19 protein-coding genes and 3 pseudogenes are annotated in these 19,463 nt (G+C 67.6%); 12 read left to right on the top strand and 10 right to left on the bottom strand.

Going from position 1 to position 19,463, the window contains the following annotated elements; translation table 11 throughout:
- Window positions 1–58 precede the first annotated feature (58 nt).
- Window positions 59–274 carry a hypothetical protein gene (locus SGFS_RS03415; RefSeq protein WP_286247481.1) on the bottom strand — a complete coding sequence of 72 codons (216 nt, stop codon included), beginning with the start codon at window positions 272–274 and terminating at the stop codon, window positions 59–61.
- Between the two features lie 68 nt (window positions 275–342).
- Here SGFS_RS03415 and SGFS_RS03410 point away from each other — a divergent pair, with 68 nt between their 5' ends.
- Window positions 343–1,437 (top strand): IS630 family transposase, encoded by a 1,095-nt coding sequence (locus tag SGFS_RS03410; protein WP_286247479.1) that lies wholly within the window; start codon window positions 343–345, stop codon window positions 1,435–1,437.
- Window positions 1,438–1,693: 256 nt separating this feature from the next.
- Here the strand turns inward: SGFS_RS03410 and SGFS_RS03405 are convergent, their stop codons facing one another.
- Window positions 1,694–2,950, bottom strand: coding sequence for a peptidoglycan DD-metalloendopeptidase family protein (locus SGFS_RS03405; protein ID WP_286247478.1), 1,257 nt, complete (start codon window positions 2,948–2,950; stop codon window positions 1,694–1,696).
- Window positions 2,951–3,500: 550 nt separating this feature from the next.
- On the opposite strand from SGFS_RS03405, the gene SGFS_RS03400 reads away from it, so the two are divergent.
- On the top strand, window positions 3,501–3,635 hold the full coding sequence (locus tag SGFS_RS03400) for a hypothetical protein (RefSeq protein ID WP_286247476.1): 135 nt from the start codon (window positions 3,501–3,503) through the stop codon (window positions 3,633–3,635).
- Between the two features lie 65 nt (window positions 3,636–3,700).
- Entirely contained in the window at window positions 3,701–3,868 is a 168-nt protein-coding gene (locus SGFS_RS03395; protein ID WP_286247473.1) for a hypothetical protein, read from the top strand.
- Between the two features lie 39 nt (window positions 3,869–3,907).
- Here the strand turns inward: SGFS_RS03395 and SGFS_RS03390 are convergent, their stop codons facing one another.
- Entirely contained in the window at window positions 3,908–4,120 is a 213-nt protein-coding gene (locus SGFS_RS03390) for a hypothetical protein (RefSeq protein WP_286247471.1), read from the bottom strand.
- Window positions 4,121–4,222: 102 nt separating this feature from the next.
- Between SGFS_RS03390 and SGFS_RS03385 the strand changes: the two genes are divergently transcribed.
- Both SGFS_RS03385 and SGFS_RS03380 read left to right on the top strand, forming a co-directional pair.
- Window positions 4,223–4,786, top strand: coding sequence for a Ku protein (locus tag SGFS_RS03385; protein ID WP_286247469.1), 564 nt, complete (start codon window positions 4,223–4,225; stop codon window positions 4,784–4,786).
- Window positions 4,787–4,819: 33 nt separating this feature from the next.
- A pseudogene (locus SGFS_RS03380) lies at window positions 4,820–5,430 on the top strand (thiamine pyrophosphate-dependent enzyme); the annotation flags it as partial.
- 54 nt (window positions 5,431–5,484) lie between these two features.
- Here the strand turns inward: SGFS_RS03380 and SGFS_RS03375 are convergent.
- Together SGFS_RS03375 and SGFS_RS03370 are read right to left on the bottom strand one after the other, a co-directional pair.
- Window positions 5,485–6,972, bottom strand: a complete 1,488-nt coding sequence (locus SGFS_RS03375; RefSeq protein WP_286247467.1) for an FG-GAP and VCBS repeat-containing protein — start codon at window positions 6,970–6,972, stop codon at window positions 5,485–5,487.
- Between the two features lie 176 nt (window positions 6,973–7,148).
- Window positions 7,149–7,340 carry a hypothetical protein gene (locus SGFS_RS03370; protein ID WP_286247465.1) on the bottom strand — a complete coding sequence of 64 codons (192 nt, stop codon included), beginning with the start codon at window positions 7,338–7,340 and terminating at the stop codon, window positions 7,149–7,151.
- Between the two features lie 29 nt (window positions 7,341–7,369).
- Here SGFS_RS03370 and SGFS_RS03365 point away from each other — a divergent pair, with 29 nt between their 5' ends.
- The 4 genes from SGFS_RS03365 (at window position 7,370) to SGFS_RS03350 (ending at window position 11,068) form a co-directional block, all read left to right on the top strand.
- A complete protein-coding gene (locus tag SGFS_RS03365; protein ID WP_350284072.1) occupies window positions 7,370–7,825 on the top strand; it encodes a Tn3 family transposase in 456 nt (151 codons plus the stop codon).
- Between the two features lie 143 nt (window positions 7,826–7,968).
- Entirely contained in the window at window positions 7,969–9,408 is a 1,440-nt protein-coding gene (locus SGFS_RS03360; RefSeq protein ID WP_286247463.1) for a hypothetical protein, read from the top strand.
- Window positions 9,405–10,592, top strand: coding sequence for an ARPP-2 domain-containing protein (locus tag SGFS_RS03355; RefSeq protein WP_286247461.1), 1,188 nt, complete (start codon window positions 9,405–9,407; stop codon window positions 10,590–10,592). Before SGFS_RS03360 ends, SGFS_RS03355 begins: the two co-directional genes overlap by 4 nt.
- A 164-nt stretch (window positions 10,593–10,756) precedes the next feature.
- Window positions 10,757–11,068 carry a hypothetical protein gene (locus tag SGFS_RS03350; RefSeq protein ID WP_286247459.1) on the top strand — a complete coding sequence of 104 codons (312 nt, stop codon included), beginning with the start codon at window positions 10,757–10,759 and terminating at the stop codon, window positions 11,066–11,068.
- 243 nt (window positions 11,069–11,311) lie between these two features.
- Here SGFS_RS03350 and SGFS_RS03345 read toward each other — a convergent pair whose 3' ends face one another.
- Window positions 11,312–11,455: a hypothetical protein gene (locus tag SGFS_RS03345; RefSeq protein WP_434026109.1), complete on the bottom strand. Its 144-nt coding sequence runs from the start codon at window positions 11,453–11,455 to the stop codon at window positions 11,312–11,314.
- A 73-nt stretch (window positions 11,456–11,528) separates the two neighbouring features.
- Here SGFS_RS03345 and SGFS_RS03340 point away from each other — a divergent pair, with 73 nt between their 5' ends.
- The 3 genes and pseudogenes from SGFS_RS03340 to istB all read left to right on the top strand — a co-directional run bounded on the left by SGFS_RS03340 (window position 11,529) and on the right by istB (window position 15,116).
- Window positions 11,529–12,293 carry an alpha/beta fold hydrolase gene (locus SGFS_RS03340; RefSeq protein ID WP_286247457.1) on the top strand — a complete coding sequence of 255 codons (765 nt, stop codon included), beginning with the start codon at window positions 11,529–11,531 and terminating at the stop codon, window positions 12,291–12,293.
- Between the two features lie 464 nt (window positions 12,294–12,757).
- Window positions 12,758–14,355 (top strand): annotated as a pseudogene (gene istA, locus SGFS_RS03335) (IS21 family transposase).
- On the top strand, window positions 14,352–15,116 hold the full coding sequence (istB, locus tag SGFS_RS03330; RefSeq protein ID WP_286247455.1) for an IS21-like element helper ATPase IstB: 765 nt from the start codon (window positions 14,352–14,354) through the stop codon (window positions 15,114–15,116). Before istA ends, istB begins: the two are co-directional and overlap by 4 nt.
- Window positions 15,117–15,179: 63 nt before the next feature.
- Here the strand turns inward: istB and SGFS_RS03325 are convergent, their stop codons facing one another.
- The 4 genes and pseudogenes from SGFS_RS03325 to SGFS_RS03315 all read right to left on the bottom strand — a co-directional run bounded on the left by SGFS_RS03325 (window position 15,180) and on the right by SGFS_RS03315 (window position 19,415).
- Window positions 15,180–15,599 (bottom strand): pyridoxamine 5'-phosphate oxidase family protein, encoded by a 420-nt coding sequence (locus SGFS_RS03325; protein ID WP_286259769.1) that lies wholly within the window; start codon window positions 15,597–15,599, stop codon window positions 15,180–15,182.
- A 171-nt stretch (window positions 15,600–15,770) separates the two neighbouring features.
- Window positions 15,771–15,896, bottom strand: a pseudogene (locus SGFS_RS03320) (ArsR family transcriptional regulator); the annotation flags it as partial.
- Window positions 15,897–16,001: 105 nt separating this feature from the next.
- Window positions 16,002–16,229, bottom strand: coding sequence for a tetratricopeptide repeat protein (locus SGFS_RS51265; RefSeq protein WP_350284071.1), 228 nt, complete (start codon window positions 16,227–16,229; stop codon window positions 16,002–16,004).
- 72 nt (window positions 16,230–16,301) lie between these two features.
- Entirely contained in the window at window positions 16,302–19,415 is a 3,114-nt protein-coding gene (locus tag SGFS_RS03315) for a tetratricopeptide repeat protein (protein WP_286247453.1), read from the bottom strand.
- Between the last annotated feature and the right edge of the window lie 48 nt (window positions 19,416–19,463).

Below are 19,463 nucleotides of genomic sequence, written 5' to 3'. Positions count from 1 at the left end.
GGTGCTGAGCGGCGAAAGAGCCGACTGTGGGGTTGCCCCTATCGGGGCTCTTCGCAGATCACGTCGAGCTCACGACGCCTTGAGCTATGTCCGTCGGCGACTTCGTAGGCGCAGGTGGCGCATTCGGCTGCAGGTCGACGATCGAACCTTCGCCTGTGGCGACCCATTCCGTGCCCCCGAAGGTGCTGGTCCGTTCCTGGAGGCCCGTCGAGCGGATCGTCAGCGACACGAGATCGCTCGGGCGCAAGACCGAGTAGCGCTCCGTGGCAGCCATGTCAGACGCTCCTAGTGTCTCGTGATTCCGTCAGCGTTACTTGATCTTGTGTGGCAGGGTCGCTTGGTGTGGAGCTCTCTGTGGAACAGGCCGCCGTGTTGCGGGAGTTGGTGAACAGCCGGGACGTGCCTGCCGACATGGCGACGCGGGGCCGGATCGTGCTGTGGTCGAGTGAAGGCCGTCGACGCAAGGACATTGCCGAGCTGCTTGGCGTATCGCTGCCGACGGTGGACCGCTGGAAGCGGCGTTATGCCGAGTTCGGACTGGCCGGGCTGGAAGGCGACCGGCCCGGCGGAGCCCGGGAACAGGTGCCGGCGCGGGTGCGGGCCCGCGTGATCGCGCTGACGCGCATGACGCCGCCGGACGGCACCGGCCTTTCGCACTGGTCCACACGCGAGTTGGCGAAGTACCTGAAGCAGGTCGAGAACATCACTGTGTCCTGGCACTACGTCGCGCGGATCTGGCGGGAGGAGAGCCTGAAGCCGCACCGGTCCGGCACTTTCAAGCTTTCCAAAGACCCCGCGTTCGCGGAGAAGGTGGCCGATGTGATCGGCCTGTATCTGGCCCCGCCGGGCGGCGCGGTGGTCCTCTCGATCGACGAGAAGACGCAGATCCAGGCGCTGGACCGGACCCAGCCGGTGCTGCCGGTCGCCTTCGCGGTGAGCGAGCAGCGCACCGCCGACTACCTCCGGCATGGCACCACGAACCTGTTCGCCGCCCTGAACGTGACCACCGGCGAAGTACTCGGCGAGTGCAGGCCGACCCGGAACGGCAAGGATTTCCTCGCCTTCTTGAAGAAGGCGGTGAAGCCGCACGCCGGGAAGGACATCCATGTGGTCCTGGACAACCTCTCGACGCACACCACCCCGGAGGTCAAAGAGTGGCTGGCGAAGAACCCGCACGTCCACTTCCATTTCACTCCCGTCGGCTCCTCGTGGCTGAACCAGATCGAGATCTGGTTCGGAATCCTCACCCGGCAGTCCATCCGCCGCGGCACATTCGCCAGCGTCAACGTCCTGATCAAACAGATCCGCGACTACATCAACTCCTGGAACACGACGGCGAAACCGTTCACCTGGACCGCGACCGCCGGCGAGGTCCTCGCGAAGGTCCGACTCGTCGCGACCAACGTGAAGAAACTCGTCAATAACAACTCGAACTGACATGAACAGGATCACGAGACACTAGCTGTCCGAGGCTGCGGTGGCCTAGGGCCTGTTGCGAAAGTGGCGCCTGCCGCGCGACGCCCGGCACGCTCCCCCACTCTCGGCTTCGCTCGAGCGGGAGGTGCCCCCACCGCCGCACCGCCCGAAAGCCCGAGTACACCCAGTACGAGGGCTTTCGGGCGGCACGCCGAGAGCACGCACCGGACGCCGCGCGGCCGCCCTTCGGGCGACGACGCCACTTTCGCAACAGGCCCTAGGCGCTCGCGGACTCCGGAACTTGCGAGCGATGCAGCACGCCGAGCCGCGTCAAGCGCCAGACTGGCTCCGGCGGCGAGCCGTCCTGCCAGAACTGGATCGGGACGACCGTCTCCGGGGCCGATGCCTCCAGGTCCAGGAAGAACTGATAGAGGTCGACCCCCTGGTACTGCCCACCGGGCGCCCCACCGATGATCTCGACCAGGGCCATGTGCAGGTGGGGGGACACCCCGGCGCGCTCGTGCACGGTACCCAGGAGCTGGCCGCGCGAGACCTCCGCCCCTACGAAGACCGAGCCTGGCACGTCGGTCAGGTGGGTGCAGAAGGCGCCCATCATGTCGTTCTTGGAGCGCATGAAGATCTCGGCTCCGTACACCTTCTGCGTGTCCTGCGCCGGATTGTGCGGCTTGAACTTGGTGACGTGGCCGTCGAACGCGGCATACACCGGCGTGCCTCGCTTGCCGCCAATATCCATCCCGTAGCGGATGTACCAGTTCGCGCCGACATGGCCGCCCTGGCCGGGGCCGCCGTGCCCCTGGGTGAATCCCGAGGGGGCGACCGGGGCGGAGACATCGATCGTGAAGGAATCGCTAGCCTGCACGAGGGCGCGGGGGCGACCAACTTTCCACCCGCCCGCTGGCAGCAGGTCCGAGATCTCGGTGGGGATCTCGTCGGAGTCCCAGGTCAGGCTCGCACCGGGGATGGCGCCCTCGACCTCCTGGATCTTGTTCTGCATGACGGCCATCTGGGAGTCGTCGAGGTCGCCGACCCTGGTCGAAACCGAGATCCCTAGGGCTGCCGCCACAGAGTTCGCATAGGCGACCGGATTGTTTCCGTCGGACGCGGGCGCGTACTTCTTGAACGCCTCGAGAATAGACAGGTTCTTGTAGAGATTGCTCCGCAAGAGCTTGGCAATCGCGTACCAGCCGTCTGCCCACGTCGGGAAGATCAGGAAGTTGTGCCAGTTGAACTTGCCGGGATACTGCCCAAAATCGGGGCCGCCGGGTTGCCCGGTGATGTTACCGGGATTGTTGTTCAACCAAGCGTAGCTGCCCTCGTAGTTACGCATGTGCGGTCGTCCGCGGGCGATCTCATCGGCATGGACGACGAAGTTGTAGATCTCCTTGCCGCGCCCTTGGTAGTCGGTCGGATTATTCGGATCCGATCCTGGGAACCAGACCGCTCGCGGGATGTTCTTGTCGAAGGAGATTTTATGGTTCCAGTACCACACGTGGTCGCCGAGTTCGAGAGCCATCCTTGACCTCCAGTGCGAGACGTAATTCTCGTTGGGTTGAGAAGAGGCAACAAGAGCCTAGTGGTTCACACCTCAACAACAATGTGTTCAATTCACCTCCGCGCTGCTCTCAGCGGCAAGTTGGACCACCTGAGCGTCGGTTCATTCCAGGGGGCCCAAGGGTCCGCCCGATCCCAACTCAATGGCCACGATTGCCTCGGCCGATAATTCGTCGAAGGGGAGCGCAATGCAGCCCAGGGTGTCAGTGCAGTCCTTCGCAGGAAAATGTGCCCCAGTACACCAACGACTGATGGCTTGATGAATTAATGGCTCGCCCGGTGCTGAGTCATCTCAGACATGCCTGTTCTTCTAGACCAGCACACTCAGGCGCTGCTTGCACCTTTTCATGAGAGAACGGACGCGGTGCCTCCAGGGAGCGCCCGGTGGAGTGAACCTCGCGGCGGCATTGCGCTGAACGCGATAGCCGTCGAGGGTTTCCCGTTGCAGGGTGAAATCGACCAACTTGGCGTTGTCCATGAGACAATCCACCCGAAGTGTTAGGAGATAAACCATGTCTGACACCCTCGGAAATCTGGATCCCGCGGACATCTCGGTGGACGACGAGGGCCGGATCACCGCCGCGGACTGGAGATCGCCGTCTCGGCGGACGACGAGCCTGGCCAGGCGGGGTTCCTCCGCACGATGATCCCTCTGTCGACGCAGCGCCTGTCTGACGGTCTGTCTGGCTGCGTACTGCCGGACGCGGCATCCATGCTCGCCACCCTGCGTGCCACCACCTGCTACACCGAGATCCTGCGGTCCACCGGCGGCCCGCCGGGCCGTCGGCACCCCGCCTTCGACGATCTGCGGAGCACCGTCGCGGCGGTCCTGGCGCCTACCACGGACGCCCGGACGGCTGATCTGACCGCCAGTGCCTGAACGACCCGATTCCTGAAAGGTCTTGGAGGTCATCCCGCTCTACCACTTCATCTGGGCGGACGCCGACCCCGACGACCTCCCCTTCGCCGACCAGCACGCAGCCCACAGCAACTTCCGCAACTGGGCCGGGCCGTCGGCGTCGATGTCCTTGAGCACGGTGCGATAGCTCCCGATCAGAGCCTCGGTGATCTTCCGCGCGGCGACGCCGTCCATCCACACCGCGCTGTCGCCCAGGCCGTCCAGCCACTCCATGAGTTCGGTCGAGGGGACGGCTCAGCGGTCAGCTCCGCGGCCCTCGCGACCGCCAGCCGCACCGAGGTGAACGCCTCAATCTGCCTGGGCATCCACGACAGCATGAGCCCCCTTCGGCGGGCGGAGCTGCTGCGGCTGCTGGAGGAGCGCGACGCGGACAGCACGACGCTGTTCAACCTGCAAGGGCGCATCGCTGAGACTGAACAGAAGAACTTGACAGGGAAGTTGGTGGAGGTCCTCGCCCGGACGAAGCTGGTGGCCATGGCCAAGGTCGCGATCCGCAGCCGCGAACGCAAGGCGGTACTCCGGCCGTACCGCGGACTGCTGCTGTTGCAGAACCTGCGCTGGAGCGATGAGATCCGCGACCCCGGCGACCTCGCCCACCTGGTCCCCGCCGTCCCGCTCAGCGACCGTGAGCGACGGCTCGCGGAGGTGCTGGTGCAGGAGATGATCGGCGTCGACGACAGCGTGGACCACGACGGGTACGCCCACGCCCTGGAGCAGCTGGTCGACGCCGTCGCCTCGGGAGATGAGCTGGCCGAACCGCCTCCTCAGCCCGAGCCTGCCGTCGATCTCATGACCGCGCTGCAGCAGAGCGTCGATGAGGCACGAGCCGCCCGGCACCCCACGAAGCGCCCTTCGAAGGCCGACCGGCAGGGGAGGTGATCAGCCCGCCCACCCGATGTCACGGACCTCGATCAGGAACTCGCCCTGGAACAGCGGGGTGCTGGCCGCCGTCCGCCAGGCTCTGCCGGACCGGTCGCCCAGCTTCTGGGACATGACGATCCTCGCCTACTGGGCCTGGTCCGCCTTCGACGCCCGCCGCCCCAACACCATGCACTCCGCGCAGGGCGCGGGCGGCCTCGGCTACGCCTTCCCGGCGGCGATCGGCGGCGCGGTCGCCGACCCCACCCAGCCGGTCCTCGCGGTCTCCGGCGACGGCGGCGCGCTGTACTCCATCGCCGAACTGGCCACCGCCAGGCAGCACGACCTGAACGTGACCTGGCTCCGTCGACGACGGCGGTTACGGCATCCTGCGCGAGTACATGACGGACGCCTTCGGCCGGTCCACGGCGACCGAGCTGTCCCGCCCGGACTTCGTGGCGCTCGCGGAGTCCTTCGGCGTCCCCGGCGTACGCACCACCCCGGACTCCCTGGCCGACGACCTCGCCAAGTCCCTCGCCACGCCCGGCCCTTCGGTGGTCGTGCTGCCTGCGGTGCTGCGGATGTTCGCGCCGACGCACCTGGACCGAGGCGGTGAGGCGGCCCGCGCACCTCGGCCGAAGCCGGCTCGCCCCGGCCGGGCATGACGGTGGGGCGGCACCAGGCCGCCCCACCGAACCCCCGTTGCCCGATCGGCTCGCTCAGCGCAGGAGCGCGCCGAAGCGGGCGCCCGTGGCGGGCGCCGAGAGGTCGCCGGCGCCGAACGCGAGGGACGACGTGGCCGTGAGACCGGTCGCCGTGCCGCGCAGCACCCAGACCGCGCCGTTCCAGCTGTTCTCGGCCAGGGAACCGGCCGCGAGGTCGGCGTGGCCGTCACCGTCGACGTCCAGCAGCGCGCTGCTCGCGCCGAACTGGTCGTCGTTCTCGGCGACTCCGGGTACCCCGGCGGTGTCCTGGTGGAAGGTCTGCGTACCGGCGCCCGTGACACCGGAGGCGCTGCCGGGGACCAGGGCGACGGACCCGGCATCGGTGATGTCGCCGATGTCCTCGCCCGGGATGCCGAGCGCGATGTCGCCGAAGCCGTCACCGTTGACGTCCGCCACCGAGACCGTGGAGCCGATCCCGTCGCCCTCCTCCTCCACGCCGGGGAAGCCGGGCAGGTCCTGGTCGAAGGTCTGTACACGCTCCTCGGACAGGCCGGAGGCCGACCCGAACGCGATCTGGACCTTGCCGCCGTTCCAGTAGTTGCCCACCACGACGTCGTCGAACCCGTCGTTGTTGACGTCCCCGATGCCGGTGCCCGTACCGGTCGCCGTGCCGTCCGAGGGGACCCAGCCGCTGGTGAAGCCCGTGCTGCCGCCGCCGAGGAACAGACGGTTGCCCCACTGGCCGTCGCCCGCGTACTTCCAGGCGACGATGTCGTCCTTGCCGTCGCCGTTGACGTCGCCGGTCCGGGTGGAGCGGATGGGCCCGCTGATCGAGTCGCCGTCCTCCTGGCAGCCGCCGTTGGTGGCGCAGGACGCGTCGCCTGCGTCGTAGCCCCACCAGTCGGCCTTGTCCAGCAGCGGCAGGGTGGCGGTGGGCTGTCCGGCACGGGTGACCGGGCCCTTCCACACGGTGGCGTCGCCGCTCGCCGGGTCGTCGCCCGCGCCGGATAGGTAGGAGAACAGGGCGAGGTCCGTCTTGCCGTCCCCGTCGAAGTCGCCGGTCGTGGGGGACTGCCCGTACCCGGGTATGGCCGTGCCGCCGGTGAGTCCGGAGGCGGAGCCCCAGAGGATGACGGAGCCGGGACTGCCGCCCGAGATCACCAGGTCGCTGAAGCCGTCGCCGTCCAGGTCGCCCTTGGTGAAGTTGGTCCCGAAGCGCTGGTTCGCGGTGGCGGAGCCGGGAACGCCGCTGGTGGAGCGGCTGATGAGCTTCTTGTTGGCGGCGGAGACCCCATTGGCGGAGCCGTACGTGACGGCCACGTAGCCCGCCTTGGCCTTGCTGGAGATCGTGGCGTCCGGAGCCGACACGACCAGGTCGGCGTATCCGTCGCCGTTGAAGTCGTCCTGCGTGTCCGCGGACCCGGTGGCCGCCAGCGCCGGGCCGCCGGTGAGAGCCATGGCGCCGAATCCTCCGGCGAGCAGCACCGCGGCTGTCAGGGGTGCGGTGAGCGCGGTACGGGTTCGGCGGTCTGCTCGGGACATGCGTGAGCCTTTCGAGTCGGTCGGTTCTGTACGCGGAAGGCCGCGTTCAGTGGGTACGACTCGAGCCGGGCGATCCCAGTTGTACGTCCCAATGTCATGGATTCGTAACCGAGGAGACAGATGTGGCGCTGAACTCCCTTGTTTTCACAGGGAGTTCAGCGCGGGTAACCGTCGGTCTACCAGATCGCCTCGACCCACTCGGGGTGGTCGATGAACGGCTTCTGCACACCGTCCTGGAGAGCGGACTGCAGCCCGAGTCCATCGGCGACGTCGTCACCCGCGCCGGCGAACGCGCCGGGATCGAGATCCGCTTCACCGGCCACAGCCCCCGCCGCGGGCTCGCCACCTCCTCCCGCCTGAAAGGCCACGACCAGATCGTCATCGCCAAGCAGGGCGGCTGGGCCCCGCACTCCAAGGTCCTCGCCGGCTACCTCGAGCAACCAGTCCCGGCCTGCGCCGGGAGATCCACGGCGGCCTCCAGGTCGTCGAGAACTGGAATTCGGCGAACACCGTGCTCCACTACGGCAAGGACGGCGCCCTGACCGGCCCGGACAAGGAGCACGCCGAGACCTCCATGCTCGCCCTGCACGTGCTCCAGTCCGCGCTCGTGCACGTCAACACCCTGCTGCTCCAGCACGTTCTCGCCGAACCGGAATGGGCCAGGAAACTCGGCGCAGAGGGCCGGCGCGGGCTGACTGCACTGTTCTGGTCGAACATCAACCCCTACGGAACCTTCCGGCTTGGGATGGACAAGCGGCTGATCTCGGGGTGCCTGCGGTTGTGGTACCCAGTCCTCGCACATCGTCGGCCTCCGGAGATCCCCGCATGGAGGCGAGGTGAAGGAAAACAGTAGAGGGCCTGTGGGCTGCTCTGTTACGGTCCTGGGGCCGGCCGCGGGACTTCGGTGCGACTTCCGGAAAATGCCATTTCAGCAATGATTCGCAGCTCGTGCCCCCATTCCCCGGCCGGCATCCGCACTCTTGAGGAAAGAACGGGATGGATTCGTACGGGGACCTCGTCGCAGCCGACGATGTACTGCTCTTCGTCAACGCGGCAACCACCTCCACCGGCCAACGTGAATTCCACAGCGACGCGGGCGAGCAGCGGCTGTCCTTGGACTTCCTCCATGCATACATGCTGGGTAACTACCGTGACCTGTACGCCGGAGTACTTGCGCTCGACATCAACGACCACAACGCAGTCCTCATCATCAGACAGTTGCTGGAGACCACCGGTGAGGCCACTGCCGACCAGCGTCGCAGCGAGGGCCGACTGATCGCGTGCCGTCTGGCGACGCTGCCGCCACAGCGCGTGTACGGGCTGTTCAACGCCTTACGCCGGGCCGGGGTGAACAACCGTCGCACTCGCGCGATCATGCGTGACTGGCTGTCCGCCCGCCCGGACCTGGCGTTCGATGCCGTGAAGTACCGCAGCGGCCTCAAGCGAGCCCTTCGCCATGCACACCTGGCCCCTGCCACCGAAGAGCTAGGGGCGTTTGTATTTGCGCCGCTGACCCGCAAGCACTACGCGACACCTCTCTTGGAGACGTGGCGCCGCGCACACTACGAGCAGGCCGCCCTGTACGAGCTGCCCTATACGGCTGCCGAGGGCTTCGCCGCCAAGCACAAGATCCCCCGGAAGGTTTTCCTGGAGCGCATAGCCCCGCGGATGACCCGCCTGGAGACCTTACGGTTGCAGGAGTCCGCGCACAAGATCGGGATCGCAGGAGTACAGGCAGACCTGTCCCGGATGCCGCTGACCCGGTTGGCAACCTATGTGCTTTCGCTGCCGGTCGAGGACCGCCTGCGCCGACGTGCCGAGCTGACCCACGCCCTGGAATCGGCCGCCGACCGGGTGGCCGGCTCCCACCGAGGGAGCTGGGGCAAGGTCACCGCCGTCCTGGACGACAGCTTTTCCGCCTTCGGTTCGGTTCACAAGCGTCGTCGACCGCTGGCCGTGGCACTGGCCTGCCACTATCTGCTCGCGGCCCTTGCCGACACCTACACCGGGCTGTGGACGTCCGGGCGGACCGACGCACTGCTGACCCGCCCGTACGGGCCGACGCCGTTGGGTCGGCGGATCCTCGACGCGCTGGACACCACACCGTCCAGGCTGGTGATCGTTTCCGACGGATGGGACAACGCACCTCCCGGCCTGGCCGCCGAGGTGCTGCGCATCTGGCGCACTCGGCTCGACCCCAAGCGTCGCACCAGCATCGTCCATCTCAACCCCGTCTACGACGCGGCCGATTTCGACGTACGTCGGCTGTCCTCGACGGTGCCCACCGCGGGTATCCGTGACGCCGAGGACCTTCCCGCCCTGGTGGAACTCGCCCAGTTCGCGGAAGGCCGGACCGGTCTGGCCGAACTGGTCACGTACATGAACACCCGTGCCGCTCAAATGCTGAGCGGACACCAGCAGGAGCAGGCGCGATGACCACACTGGACCTGACCGGCCTGACCGCCCGCCCCTCACAGGTCTGGGGTGCCGTCCGTCTGGTGCCGCTCGTACGTGACGAACCTGTCGTCGACCTCCGCCTGCGCTCTCAGCTCTACGGCGGTGCGACCGGTCTGGTCGAGGTCGGCCCACGCGCTGTCTATACCTCCTACATCCCCCATGGATTCGTCGCTACATGGACTGACGATGGCACGCCGGCAGCCGCCTACGGCACCCAGCTTTCCACTGACGGCAACGCGGCGCCCGCCGCCACCATGGGCCTGCACATCCACCGCAGGATGGCCCGCCGCCAGGCCAGAGACCGGCTGCGGTTCCTCCCCATGAACCTGGCACTGGAAGGCTACCTGGCACTGCACTTCGGCGGCCCCTCCATCGCATGGGAGGAGTGGTCGCAGCGTGCAATCAGCCAAGGGCTCTCCCCGCGCGTCGAGGAAGCCTTTGTGGGTGCCGAAGTAAGCGGACTCGCCGACGCACTGCGCATCTTCGAGATCCACCCCAATCAATGCGGTGTGATGCTCTACGTCGGCGACGCACTCGCGTCCGCCTTCGTGGTCCCGCATCCCGACGACTACCGCGCCCTCCACCCAACACTCCTGCAGGACCTGTACGGCGAACTGATCTACACCTACGCCATGCTGATGCCACCGGTACAGGATTTCCGGGCCCGCATCTCTGACTCGCAGATCCGCTCCCTGGCCCACCTGCGCACGGCAGTTGCCGAGCAGGAACATGATTGGACATGTTTTCACGACACAACCATGGCGGCCGGCCTGCTGGAGCACGCGTATACCTGGCAGTCGGTCTACCGGATGCGGCGCTTCACGCTCTCCCGCTTCCTGCCGCAGTTCCGTCTTCAGCAGGAGAACTACATCGGTGAGGCCATCACCGACGACAGGGGCAGGATCGCCTACCTCAAGACGTTTCGTCTGTCGGAGACCCAGGTCCGTCGCGGTCACCTTCTCAGCAGGCTTGCCGCCAACGACTGGCACCTGGCGAACACCGCACACGAACTTGGCATCGAGTGCTATCAGCTGGGGATACGCCTGTCGTCTGTCGGCTTCAATTTCCTGCTCCGCCAGGACGTTATGGATGGATACCGCAAGCAAGGACGAACCCGGACCGGCCGGGCGCGACACGATCAACCGGCCCGCCGCAGCAAGTAACGGATTTACTGCGGCAGAGCCCCTACCGAGATCACCGTGACCTGCGGCGGACCAATCCGGGCCGCCGGGGCGAGGTGTAACGCATTTACTGCGGCACTATCGGAAGGGCGGGGCGGCGTGACGATCGAACCGGTGACCGAACTCGGGAGCGGGGGCGCACTCGGTTGCCGCGCGCTCGGGTCGTACCCCTGTCCGCCGCCCCGCCGTCGTCGTACACCGCGGCGGTCGAGCGGTACCTCACCGGCGCGGGCATCGCGAAGTCCTCCGCGCGGATCTACCGGATCTCCCTCACGACGTGGGGAGGGATGCTCGCCGGCGAACCGCCGCCGACCGGACCCGCCCGCCGAGGCGCGAAACCGCCTGTCTTCCCCGTCGCCGTGATCGACGACCCGGCGCTGCCGGAGGTCTTGGCCGAGCTGGCGGCGGCGCGGGCGGACGAGATGGACGCCGACACCGTCAACCGGGAACTGTCCTGACGCTCGGAGGGGGGCTTGTTGGTGTACGGGGCGGCGGCTGGCCTGGTGTGTTGCTGGTTCGTTGAGAGGCGGGGTGGGCGGCTTAGGTGGGGAGGTCGGGGTGTGTGAGCTGGGTTTGTGTCTTGTGTGCTGAGCGGGACTGGGTTCGTTGAAGGTAGCTCTGGCGTGAAAGGGCTCGGCGTGTTTTTGTGCTGGTCAGGGCTGTTGTGCTGGTGGGGTGGGGTGGGGTGGGGTGGGGTGGGGTCAGCGGGTCCGTGTGGGGCGGTGATGGGTTTCGGCGAGGTGGTCGAGACGGATGGCCTCGAGTGATTGCTTGGTGATGCGTTCGGTGCCGTCGCAGATGGCGGTGATGGCGGCTTGGGTGTAGCTCGTCCTGAGTGAGGGCATGCCCGATGCGAGTGGGCTGCGACGGCTGCTGGTCAGCCACGAAGTGTCAGTACTGTCTCCTAATATCCGCACCATGCGTAGGTTCTTCATGGTGGGTAGGCGGAGGCTGTCGTATCTGGACTTCGGGGGTCCGGGAAGGCCGCTTCTGGCCCTGCACGGGCATTACAACGAAGCGTCGGCGTTCGCGCCGTTGGCTGCGGCACTGACCCCACGGTGGAGAGTGATCGCGCTCGATCAACGCGGGCATGGAGAGTCCGACCGTGCTCGCAGTTACGAGCGGGACGAGTACGTGGCCGATGTGGCTGCCTTTCACCGGCATCTGCGAGTCGGCCCTGTGGCGGTGCTGGGCCACTCACTGGGCGGAGTGAACGCCTACCAGTTCGCGGCCCGGCACGCGGACAAGGTCAGCGCGTTGATCGTCGAGGACATCGGTGCGGTCGTGGACTGCGACTGGTCGTTCACCACACGCCTTCCCGGCGTCACGCCGTCCCGGGAAGCGCTGGTCGCGGCTCTGGGCACGACGGCGCCCTATCTGGAGTGTTCCTTCCGGCAGACAGCCCAGGGCTGGGGGTTCTCATTCGACATCGCTGACACCGTGGCGTCCCAGAAGGCTCTCAACGGTGATCACTGGAACGACTGGATATCGGTGTCCTGCCCCACGCTGCTGGTCCATGGAACGCGCAGCAACGAATTGGCGGCCGATCACGCCAAAGACATGGTCGCCCGTTGTGCCGACAGAGTCCGCCTTGCCGAGCTGCCCGCCGGTCACGTCGTGCATCACGATGTTCCAGCGCAGTTCGCCGATGCGGTCACCGTCTTTCTCTCCGAACCCTGCTGAACCACAGTCCCTCAGGCTGCCAGGCGATATCCGTCCTGGTCATGGTCCCCATGGGTTCGGTGGTGTTCGCGGGCCAGGTGATAGCGCCAGTACGCTGGGAAGTCGCCGTTGCTGATGAGTGCGCGCAGCTTGAGGACGGCTTCGGCGCCTGTCAGGTGTCAGCGGTCACGTAATTCCCCACGATCTGCATGATCAGCGTCAGCCAATTCCCCACCCTCGTGGTCACGGTTCCCCACCGGGACGCTGACCGTTGATGGTGCCGCTGACCACGCTCGAACTGGACGGATGATCCATGTTTCGGGTGGTTTGAGCCACTAGTAGATCTTTCTTGTGAATCCGCCGGGTTCCCCATGGGCATGCCGGTGCCGGGTTGAGGGTCCTGGCCCTCTCGGAGACGTCGCGGTCCCTCGACCTGCGAACCGAGAGGTCGACGGACACACCGGATGGCAAGGAGAACGTTCACCGTGGTCGACATTGTCGAGATCTACGTGCACTGGTACGCGGGCCGCTCGAAGAGCCAGGTGTCGGCGTCGCTGGGGGTGGACCGCAAGACGGTCAGGAAGTACCTGGCGCCGGCGGAGGCGGCGGGGATCACCCCGGGCGGGCCGCCCATGAGCGAGACGGACTGGGCCAAGCTGATCAAGAGCTGGTTCCCGGAGCTGGCCAGCCGGAGGTTGAACCAGGTGCGGTGGGGAGAGATCGAGCCGCACCGCGACTACGTCAAGTCCCTGCTGGAGACCACCACGGTCACCACGATCCATCAACGGCTGTGGGACGAGGGCAAGTTGAAGGTGTCGTTGTCGACGTTCCGACGCTGGGTGCATGAGAACCTGCCCGACGAAGCGGCCCCCGGTCGAAGGTCACGGTGCTGCGGGATGACGTCGAGCCGGGCTCGGAGGCGCAGATCGACTACGGCTTCCTGGGACAGTGGTTCAACCCGACTACCGGCAAACGCCACCGGATCTGGGCGTTCGTGATGGTGCTTCCCAGCTCGCGGCACATGTTCGTCCGCCCGGTGCTGCACATGGACCAGCACGCCTGGACGCTCGCGCACGCGGAAGCCTTCCGCTTCTTCGGCGGTGTCCCGCGACGTTTGGTCCCGGACAACCTGAAGACCGGGGTGGACAAGCCGGACCTCTACGATCCGCAGATCAACAAGTCGTACGCCGAACTCTCTGCCTACTACGGGGCGTTGGTGGATCCGGCCCGCGCGTCGAAGCCGAAGGACAAGCCCCGGGTGGAACGGCCGATGCCCTATGTCCGCGACTCGTTCTGGAGCGGGCGGACGTTCACCTCGCTGGAGCACATGCAGGCCGAGGCCCTGCTCTGGTCGATGAATGTCGCAGGTCAGCGGCAGTGCCGGCCGCTGGGCGGCGCGAAGCCGTTGTCGGTGTTCGAGGCGGTGGAGGCCGAGACCCTCCTGCCGCTGCCCGAGACGCCGTTCGTGCTGGCGAGATGGTCAACTGCCCTGGTGGGGCCGGACATTCACGTCAAGGTCGGCCGCACGCTCTACTCGGTGCCCTGGAAGCTCATCGGCCGCCGGGTCGATGCCCGCTCCGCCGCCACCATGGTCCAGATCTTCCACGAGGGCGAGCTGGTCAAGACCCACGCCGCCCTGGAACAGGGCAAACGCACCGACAAGAACGACTACCCGCCCGAGAAGATCGCCTTCCAGATGAGGACGCCGATCTGGTGCCGCGGCCAAGCCTCGCAGGTCGGCGATGCCTGCCGGGAGGTGATCGACCAGCTGCTGGAGGTCAACGCTCTCTACCGGCTCCGCGCGGCCCAGGGAGTACTCGGACTGCGCAAGAAGTACGGCGACGCCCGTCTGGAAGCCGCCTGTAGAAAGGCGATCACGGTCGGCGACCCGTCCTACCGCACGGTCAAGGGAATCCTGGTCGCCGGCACCGAGACCGACCCGGAGCCAGAGACCGGCGACGCCGGAGCTGCGGCCTTCCTGCACGGCCCCGAGGGCCTGTTCACCGACACCGTCCCCAGCCAGACACCCGGCGATGTCCACGACGACCAGGACCGCGGTGACACCGAGGAGGCCGTCCGATGAGCGTGATGACCACCGCCCTGCGCGACTCGCTCAAGGTCCTGCGGCTGTCCGGGATGCTGGAAACCCTCGACGCCCGCCTCACCCAGGCACAGAAGGGCGAACTCGGACACCTCGACTTCCTCCAGGTCCTCTGCCAGGACGAGATCACCCGCCGCGAGTCCATCGCCCTCGAACGGCGCCTGCGCAGGGCGAAGTTCGAGCAACAGGCCACCTTGGAGGGCTTCGACTTCAGTGCCTCCCCGAAGCTGCCAGCCGCCCAGATCCGCGACCTCGCGGCCCTGCGCTGGCTCCACTCCGGCGAGTCCGTCATTCTCTTCGGCCCGGTCGGCGTCGGGAAGACACGCGTCGCCCAGGCCCTCGGCCACCAGGCCGTCCGGCAGGGCGCCAACGTCCGCTTCGCCAAGACCAGCCGCATCCTGGCCGAGCTCGCCGGCGGCCACGCGGACCGCACCTGGGACAAGCGCATGCGCGAACTCATCCGGCCCGACGTGCTCATCCTCGACGACTTCGCCATGCGTCAGCTGTCCCCGTCCCAGGCCGACGACCTCTACGAACTTGTCTCCGAGCGGCAAGGCCGCTCCTTGATCATCACCAGTAACAGGGCACCCAGCGACTGGTATCCGCTCTTCCCCAACCCGGTCGTCGCCGAGTCGCTCCTGGACCGCCTGATCAACGCCAGCCACCAGGTCATCATGAACGGTCCCAGCTACCGCCCCAACAAGCGGCCCAAGAACCCCGCGGACAAGCCTCCGATCAAGTAAGTCGAACACCGGAACGAGGCTGGGGCGGGAGCGGCTCTCCCACCCCAGCTGGTGCCATCGGCCTCAGGACGGAACGACGGCATAGCTGAGGTCCTGGACCGTGAGCGAGGAGGGCGTCAACCGCAGCCACATCGTGCCTCGTTCGCCCGGATCGTCATACAGATAGCCCACGAACCGCGCATCCCACAGAGCCTCGTCCGCTCCCAGATAGCGGACCAGCTTGCGTCGGCCCCTCGCCACGTCGAACGGCACGAGCTCAGCCTGCCCACGGGCGATCACCTGCTGGACGCGTCCCGTCACGAGATCGCATTCGTCCACCACGAGCGCGACCTTCGAGTCGTTCTTCACCCGGTCGAACAACCGGGTCCACGGGCCCGTCAGCACCCAGAATGCACCGTCCTCCCACAGGAACCAGACCGGGCGCACGGTGGGCCCGTTGGTGGCAAGGCGAGCGGTGAGCGGCTGCTGCAGGAACGTGTCCATATCGAAGCTACGAGCTGTCACATCGCCAATCCTGCGATGTCACACGCCTCTTGCCTACCGACCTCCGACCTAGGACCACGGCAGCACGGCAGGGACGTGACACGGCCTGACGTCCCAGAGAGGTGGGGAATTACGTGACGTTTGCCCTGGGGAGAATCGTGATCGTCGACACGATGGGCCGTACTTCCGCAGCAGCCCAACCAGCTGCACACGCACCGGATGCGCCATGGCACGCAGCCCCTTGGCATCCAGAACAACGGAGTCCTCTTCAACGTTCGGGCCCCCTGGCCTCTTCATCACGTCAGGCACACCGCACAGACTAAACCGCAAAGAGTTCTTCGCAAAGAGTCCTTCGCGAAGAACTCTTTGCGGTTCGCTTCATGTGAGGGATCCTGCTGCTCATCAATCGGTCGATTGATGAGCAGCTGCATCCTCCGCCTCCCCCCGCCAATTGGCGAGGTTGTGCCGGGTGGCGAGGGTGCCGGGATGGTCCGGACCCAGTACCCGCACCATCTGCTGCACCAGCATCTCGAAGGCCTGGAAAGCACCCTTCGCATCCCCTGTCCCCCGCCAATTGGCGAGGTTGTGCCGGGTGCTCGTCGTTCTTGGGCTGGTAGACCGCCGTGCGATGAGGAGGCCGGGGATCCCGGCGGCGAAGCCGATGAGGCGGACTTCAGGAACGAACGTTCTGTTGCAGTGGTGTCACCATTTGCGTAGCTGCTGGCGGCATAGTGCGGCCTGTTCGGGCAGGTTGATGGCGTCATACAGTGCCGCGGCCGTTTCCATGTGGTGCCGCGCGTCCTCCCTGCGGCCGTCTTGCCAGGCAATCCGCGCGAGCGTTCCGAGGACGGCGGCTTCGCCGTACTGGTTGCCGATGGTGCGGTAGAGGGTGAGTGCCTGGGTGGCGCGCTGGTCCGCGAGGTCGAGGTCACCACGATGCCGGGCGGTGTCGGCGAGCACGCGGAGGGTGACGGCTTCGCCGTGTGGGTTGCCGATGGTGCGGTAGAAGGCGAGCGCCTGCCTGGCGTGTTGCTCGGCAAGGTCGAGGTCACCACGATCCCGCGCGATGATACTGAGAATGTCTAGGCTTTCGGCTTCGCCGTACTGGTTTTCGATGGTGCGGTAGAGGGTGAGTGCTTGGGTGGCGCGCTGGTCCGCGAGGTCGAGGTCGCCTCGGTCCCGGGCGATGCTGGCGAGCACGCGGAGGGTGTCGGCTTCGCCGTGCCGGTTACCGAAGGCGTGGTGGAGGGTGAGTGCTTGGGTGGCGTGCTGGTTGGCGAGGGTGAGGTTGCCACGGTGCAGTGCGGTGGCAGCGAGTGTGTGGAGGATGTCGGCTTCGCCGAGGTGGTTGCCGATGGTGCGGTGGAGGGCAAGGGCCGCATCCGGATCGGCATGGGTGGTGGTGAGGGCCTTCAGAAGGGGGTCGTTGAGGCCGTCGGCCAGTTCGGCTGCGGCGGTGCGGTCCTGGTACGCGAGTTCGTACTGGTGGGCGGATTCGCTGCGTTGGGTGACAGAGATGCTTGTCGGGCCGAGTACCGTGGATTCCTGGGGCGGCATCCATATGGCTTTGCGGTCGGCGAGTTCGGCTCGGGTGAGGAGCAGGTGGACCAGACAGCGCTGGTCGGGGCATTGTCCGGCTGCCGTGTCCGCGTCGCGCAGGTGCTGGCCGGCCTGGTCGATGTCCCACGTGTACAGGGCGATGCGGGCCAGGAGCCGGTGGGCGAGGGCGGTTTGGTGGGGGCCGGCTGCGGAGTCGTCGAGTATCCGGTGTGCGCGGGTGGCGGCCTGGCGGTGGTCGTAGAGGCGGAAGGCGGTCTCGGCGTGCAGGAGGTGCGTGTGCGCCGGGTGCTGTGCGAGGGGCACCAGCTCGCCCAGGACAGGGGCGGGCAACGCGTACTCCACTGCCTGCCCCGGCTGATCGGTGGGTGCAGCGGCTGGAGTACCGGAAGGCGATGGATCGGTGGGGGGCTGCCGTTCCAGCAGGGTGCGGGCGCGGGGTGCGTCTCCGGTGGTCAGGGCGGCCTCGGCCAGGGCGGTACGCAGGCCGAGACTGCCGGGTCCGGTCGCGGTGGCGGGGTCTGTGCCGGTGCGGTCGGGGTGGTGGGTGAGGGCGGTGGTCCAGTGCGTGACCGTGTCCTGGTAACGGGGGCGTTTCCAGGCGGCCTGGCCGGCCAGGCAGGCTGAGACGTACACGGCGTGGGTGCGGCCGTCGAGGGTGCGGTAGAGGGCCAGGGCCTGTTCGGCGTGGTCTTGCGCGGCGGCGTACCGGGCGAAGCGGTGGGCGAGGTGTCCGGCGGCCAGGTGGGCGTCCGCGACGACTGCGGGCAGGGTTTTTTCAACGCCCGGGGAGTCCAGGGCGGCGTCGGTAAGGAGCCGGATCTGCAGATTGTCCGGCGGTGTCGCGCGCAGAGCGGCGGCCAGGCGGCCTGTCCATGCCGCGGCGTGGGTGCCGTCGCCGGTGGCGAACCGGTGGCGGGCGGCCTCCGGAGACCATGCGGCATCACCGGCGAGTGCCTCGTAGTGGCCGGCGGCGGCGCGGTGCAGGGCCGGCAGGACACGCCGGGCAGGCGGCTGCTGCGCGTCGTGGGCACGGGCGTCCTCGATCAGCCACCGGCGCATGACCGCATGCACCTGCCAGCGGCTGTCCGGCGCGAACTGCCCGCCCGCGCCGCCGGTGTGGAGGCTGATGCAGGAGGTCTGTGCCAGACGGGTGAAGGCGTCGTCGGAGACCGGGCCGAGAGTGCGGGCGACGGTCATGAGAGCGGTGGGGGTGAAGCTGTCCAGGACGGCAGCCGTGTGCAGCAGAGCCAGCGTTCCCTCGCTGAGTCGGAACCGGACGTGCTGGGCCAGCCATGCCGCACGGGCCGGTCCCGTCGGTGTGTTCGGTGCGGTGAGCCGGGCGAGGACCTGCGCAGCGGGCGGTGTACCAGCCGTCCTCTCGGCAAGGGGTCCGTTCAAGACGTCCGCGATCCAGCTGATGGACACTGGCAGACCGCCTTCGGCCTCAGTGAGCGCGGCCGCCACCTCGGCGTCGACCTCCAGCCCTCGACGGGCGAGGTAGGAGCGGGTGTCACTGGCTCTCCACGGCTTCAGTTCCACCTGGCGGAACCGGCCCCCAGCCGCGCCAGCCGTGGCGGGGGCGGGGGCGGTGGTGCCGGCCAGCACCACCCGTAGATGCGGCATGAGGGCCAGCAGCTCATCGACCACCGTGCCGAACCAGCCGCCCACCCCATACGGCCTCTCAGGGCGGGGACGCTCAGCCCGCACGTCATCGAAGTAGGCCAGCCGCTCACAGCTGTCCACCATCAGCACCAGCCGCCCGCGCCGTACCCCGCGGGCCACGGCCAGCAGCTGATCGGCCCACTGCCCGCGCAGCTGCCCCTGCGTCAGGGCCCCGGCCACGACCTCAACCGGAGAGCCGCTGATACGGCCGCCGAAACCTGCCCACTGCCACACCCTGACCCGCCACGGCCGGACCTGCCCGATCTGGGAGGCCTTCTGCCGCAGCCAGCGCCTGCGCCACCACGGCCCCAGCCCGGCCAGATGGCCGCCCACGGCCCGCAGCACCAGAAGCGCCGCTTCCTCCGCGCCCTCACTGCGCAGCGCCATTCCCGACACCAGCGCCTCCGCGTCGACCACCGCACACGCCCAGCCCCGCGGCGGACGGGAAGACACGTAGGCCAGCAGCGTGGACTTGCCCATGCCCGGCAGCCCGGTCAGCAGCAGCACCCGCGGCCCGCTGTCGGCTTCCGCCAGCGCGCGCACGGCACTCAGCGCCGCCCTGCGGTCGGTGAACAGCCCCCCGAGATCCCCCACGCCCGTCCCCCCTCGCCTGCCCACCCCTACCCCCAGGGGCTGTTTCTC

Source organism: Streptomyces graminofaciens (assembly GCF_030294945.1).
GTDB classification, from domain to species: Bacteria; Actinomycetota; Actinomycetes; order Streptomycetales; family Streptomycetaceae; genus Streptomyces; species Streptomyces graminofaciens.
The sequence above is the reverse complement of the archived record's forward strand: the minus strand, read 5'-3'. Positions and strand labels throughout refer to the sequence as shown.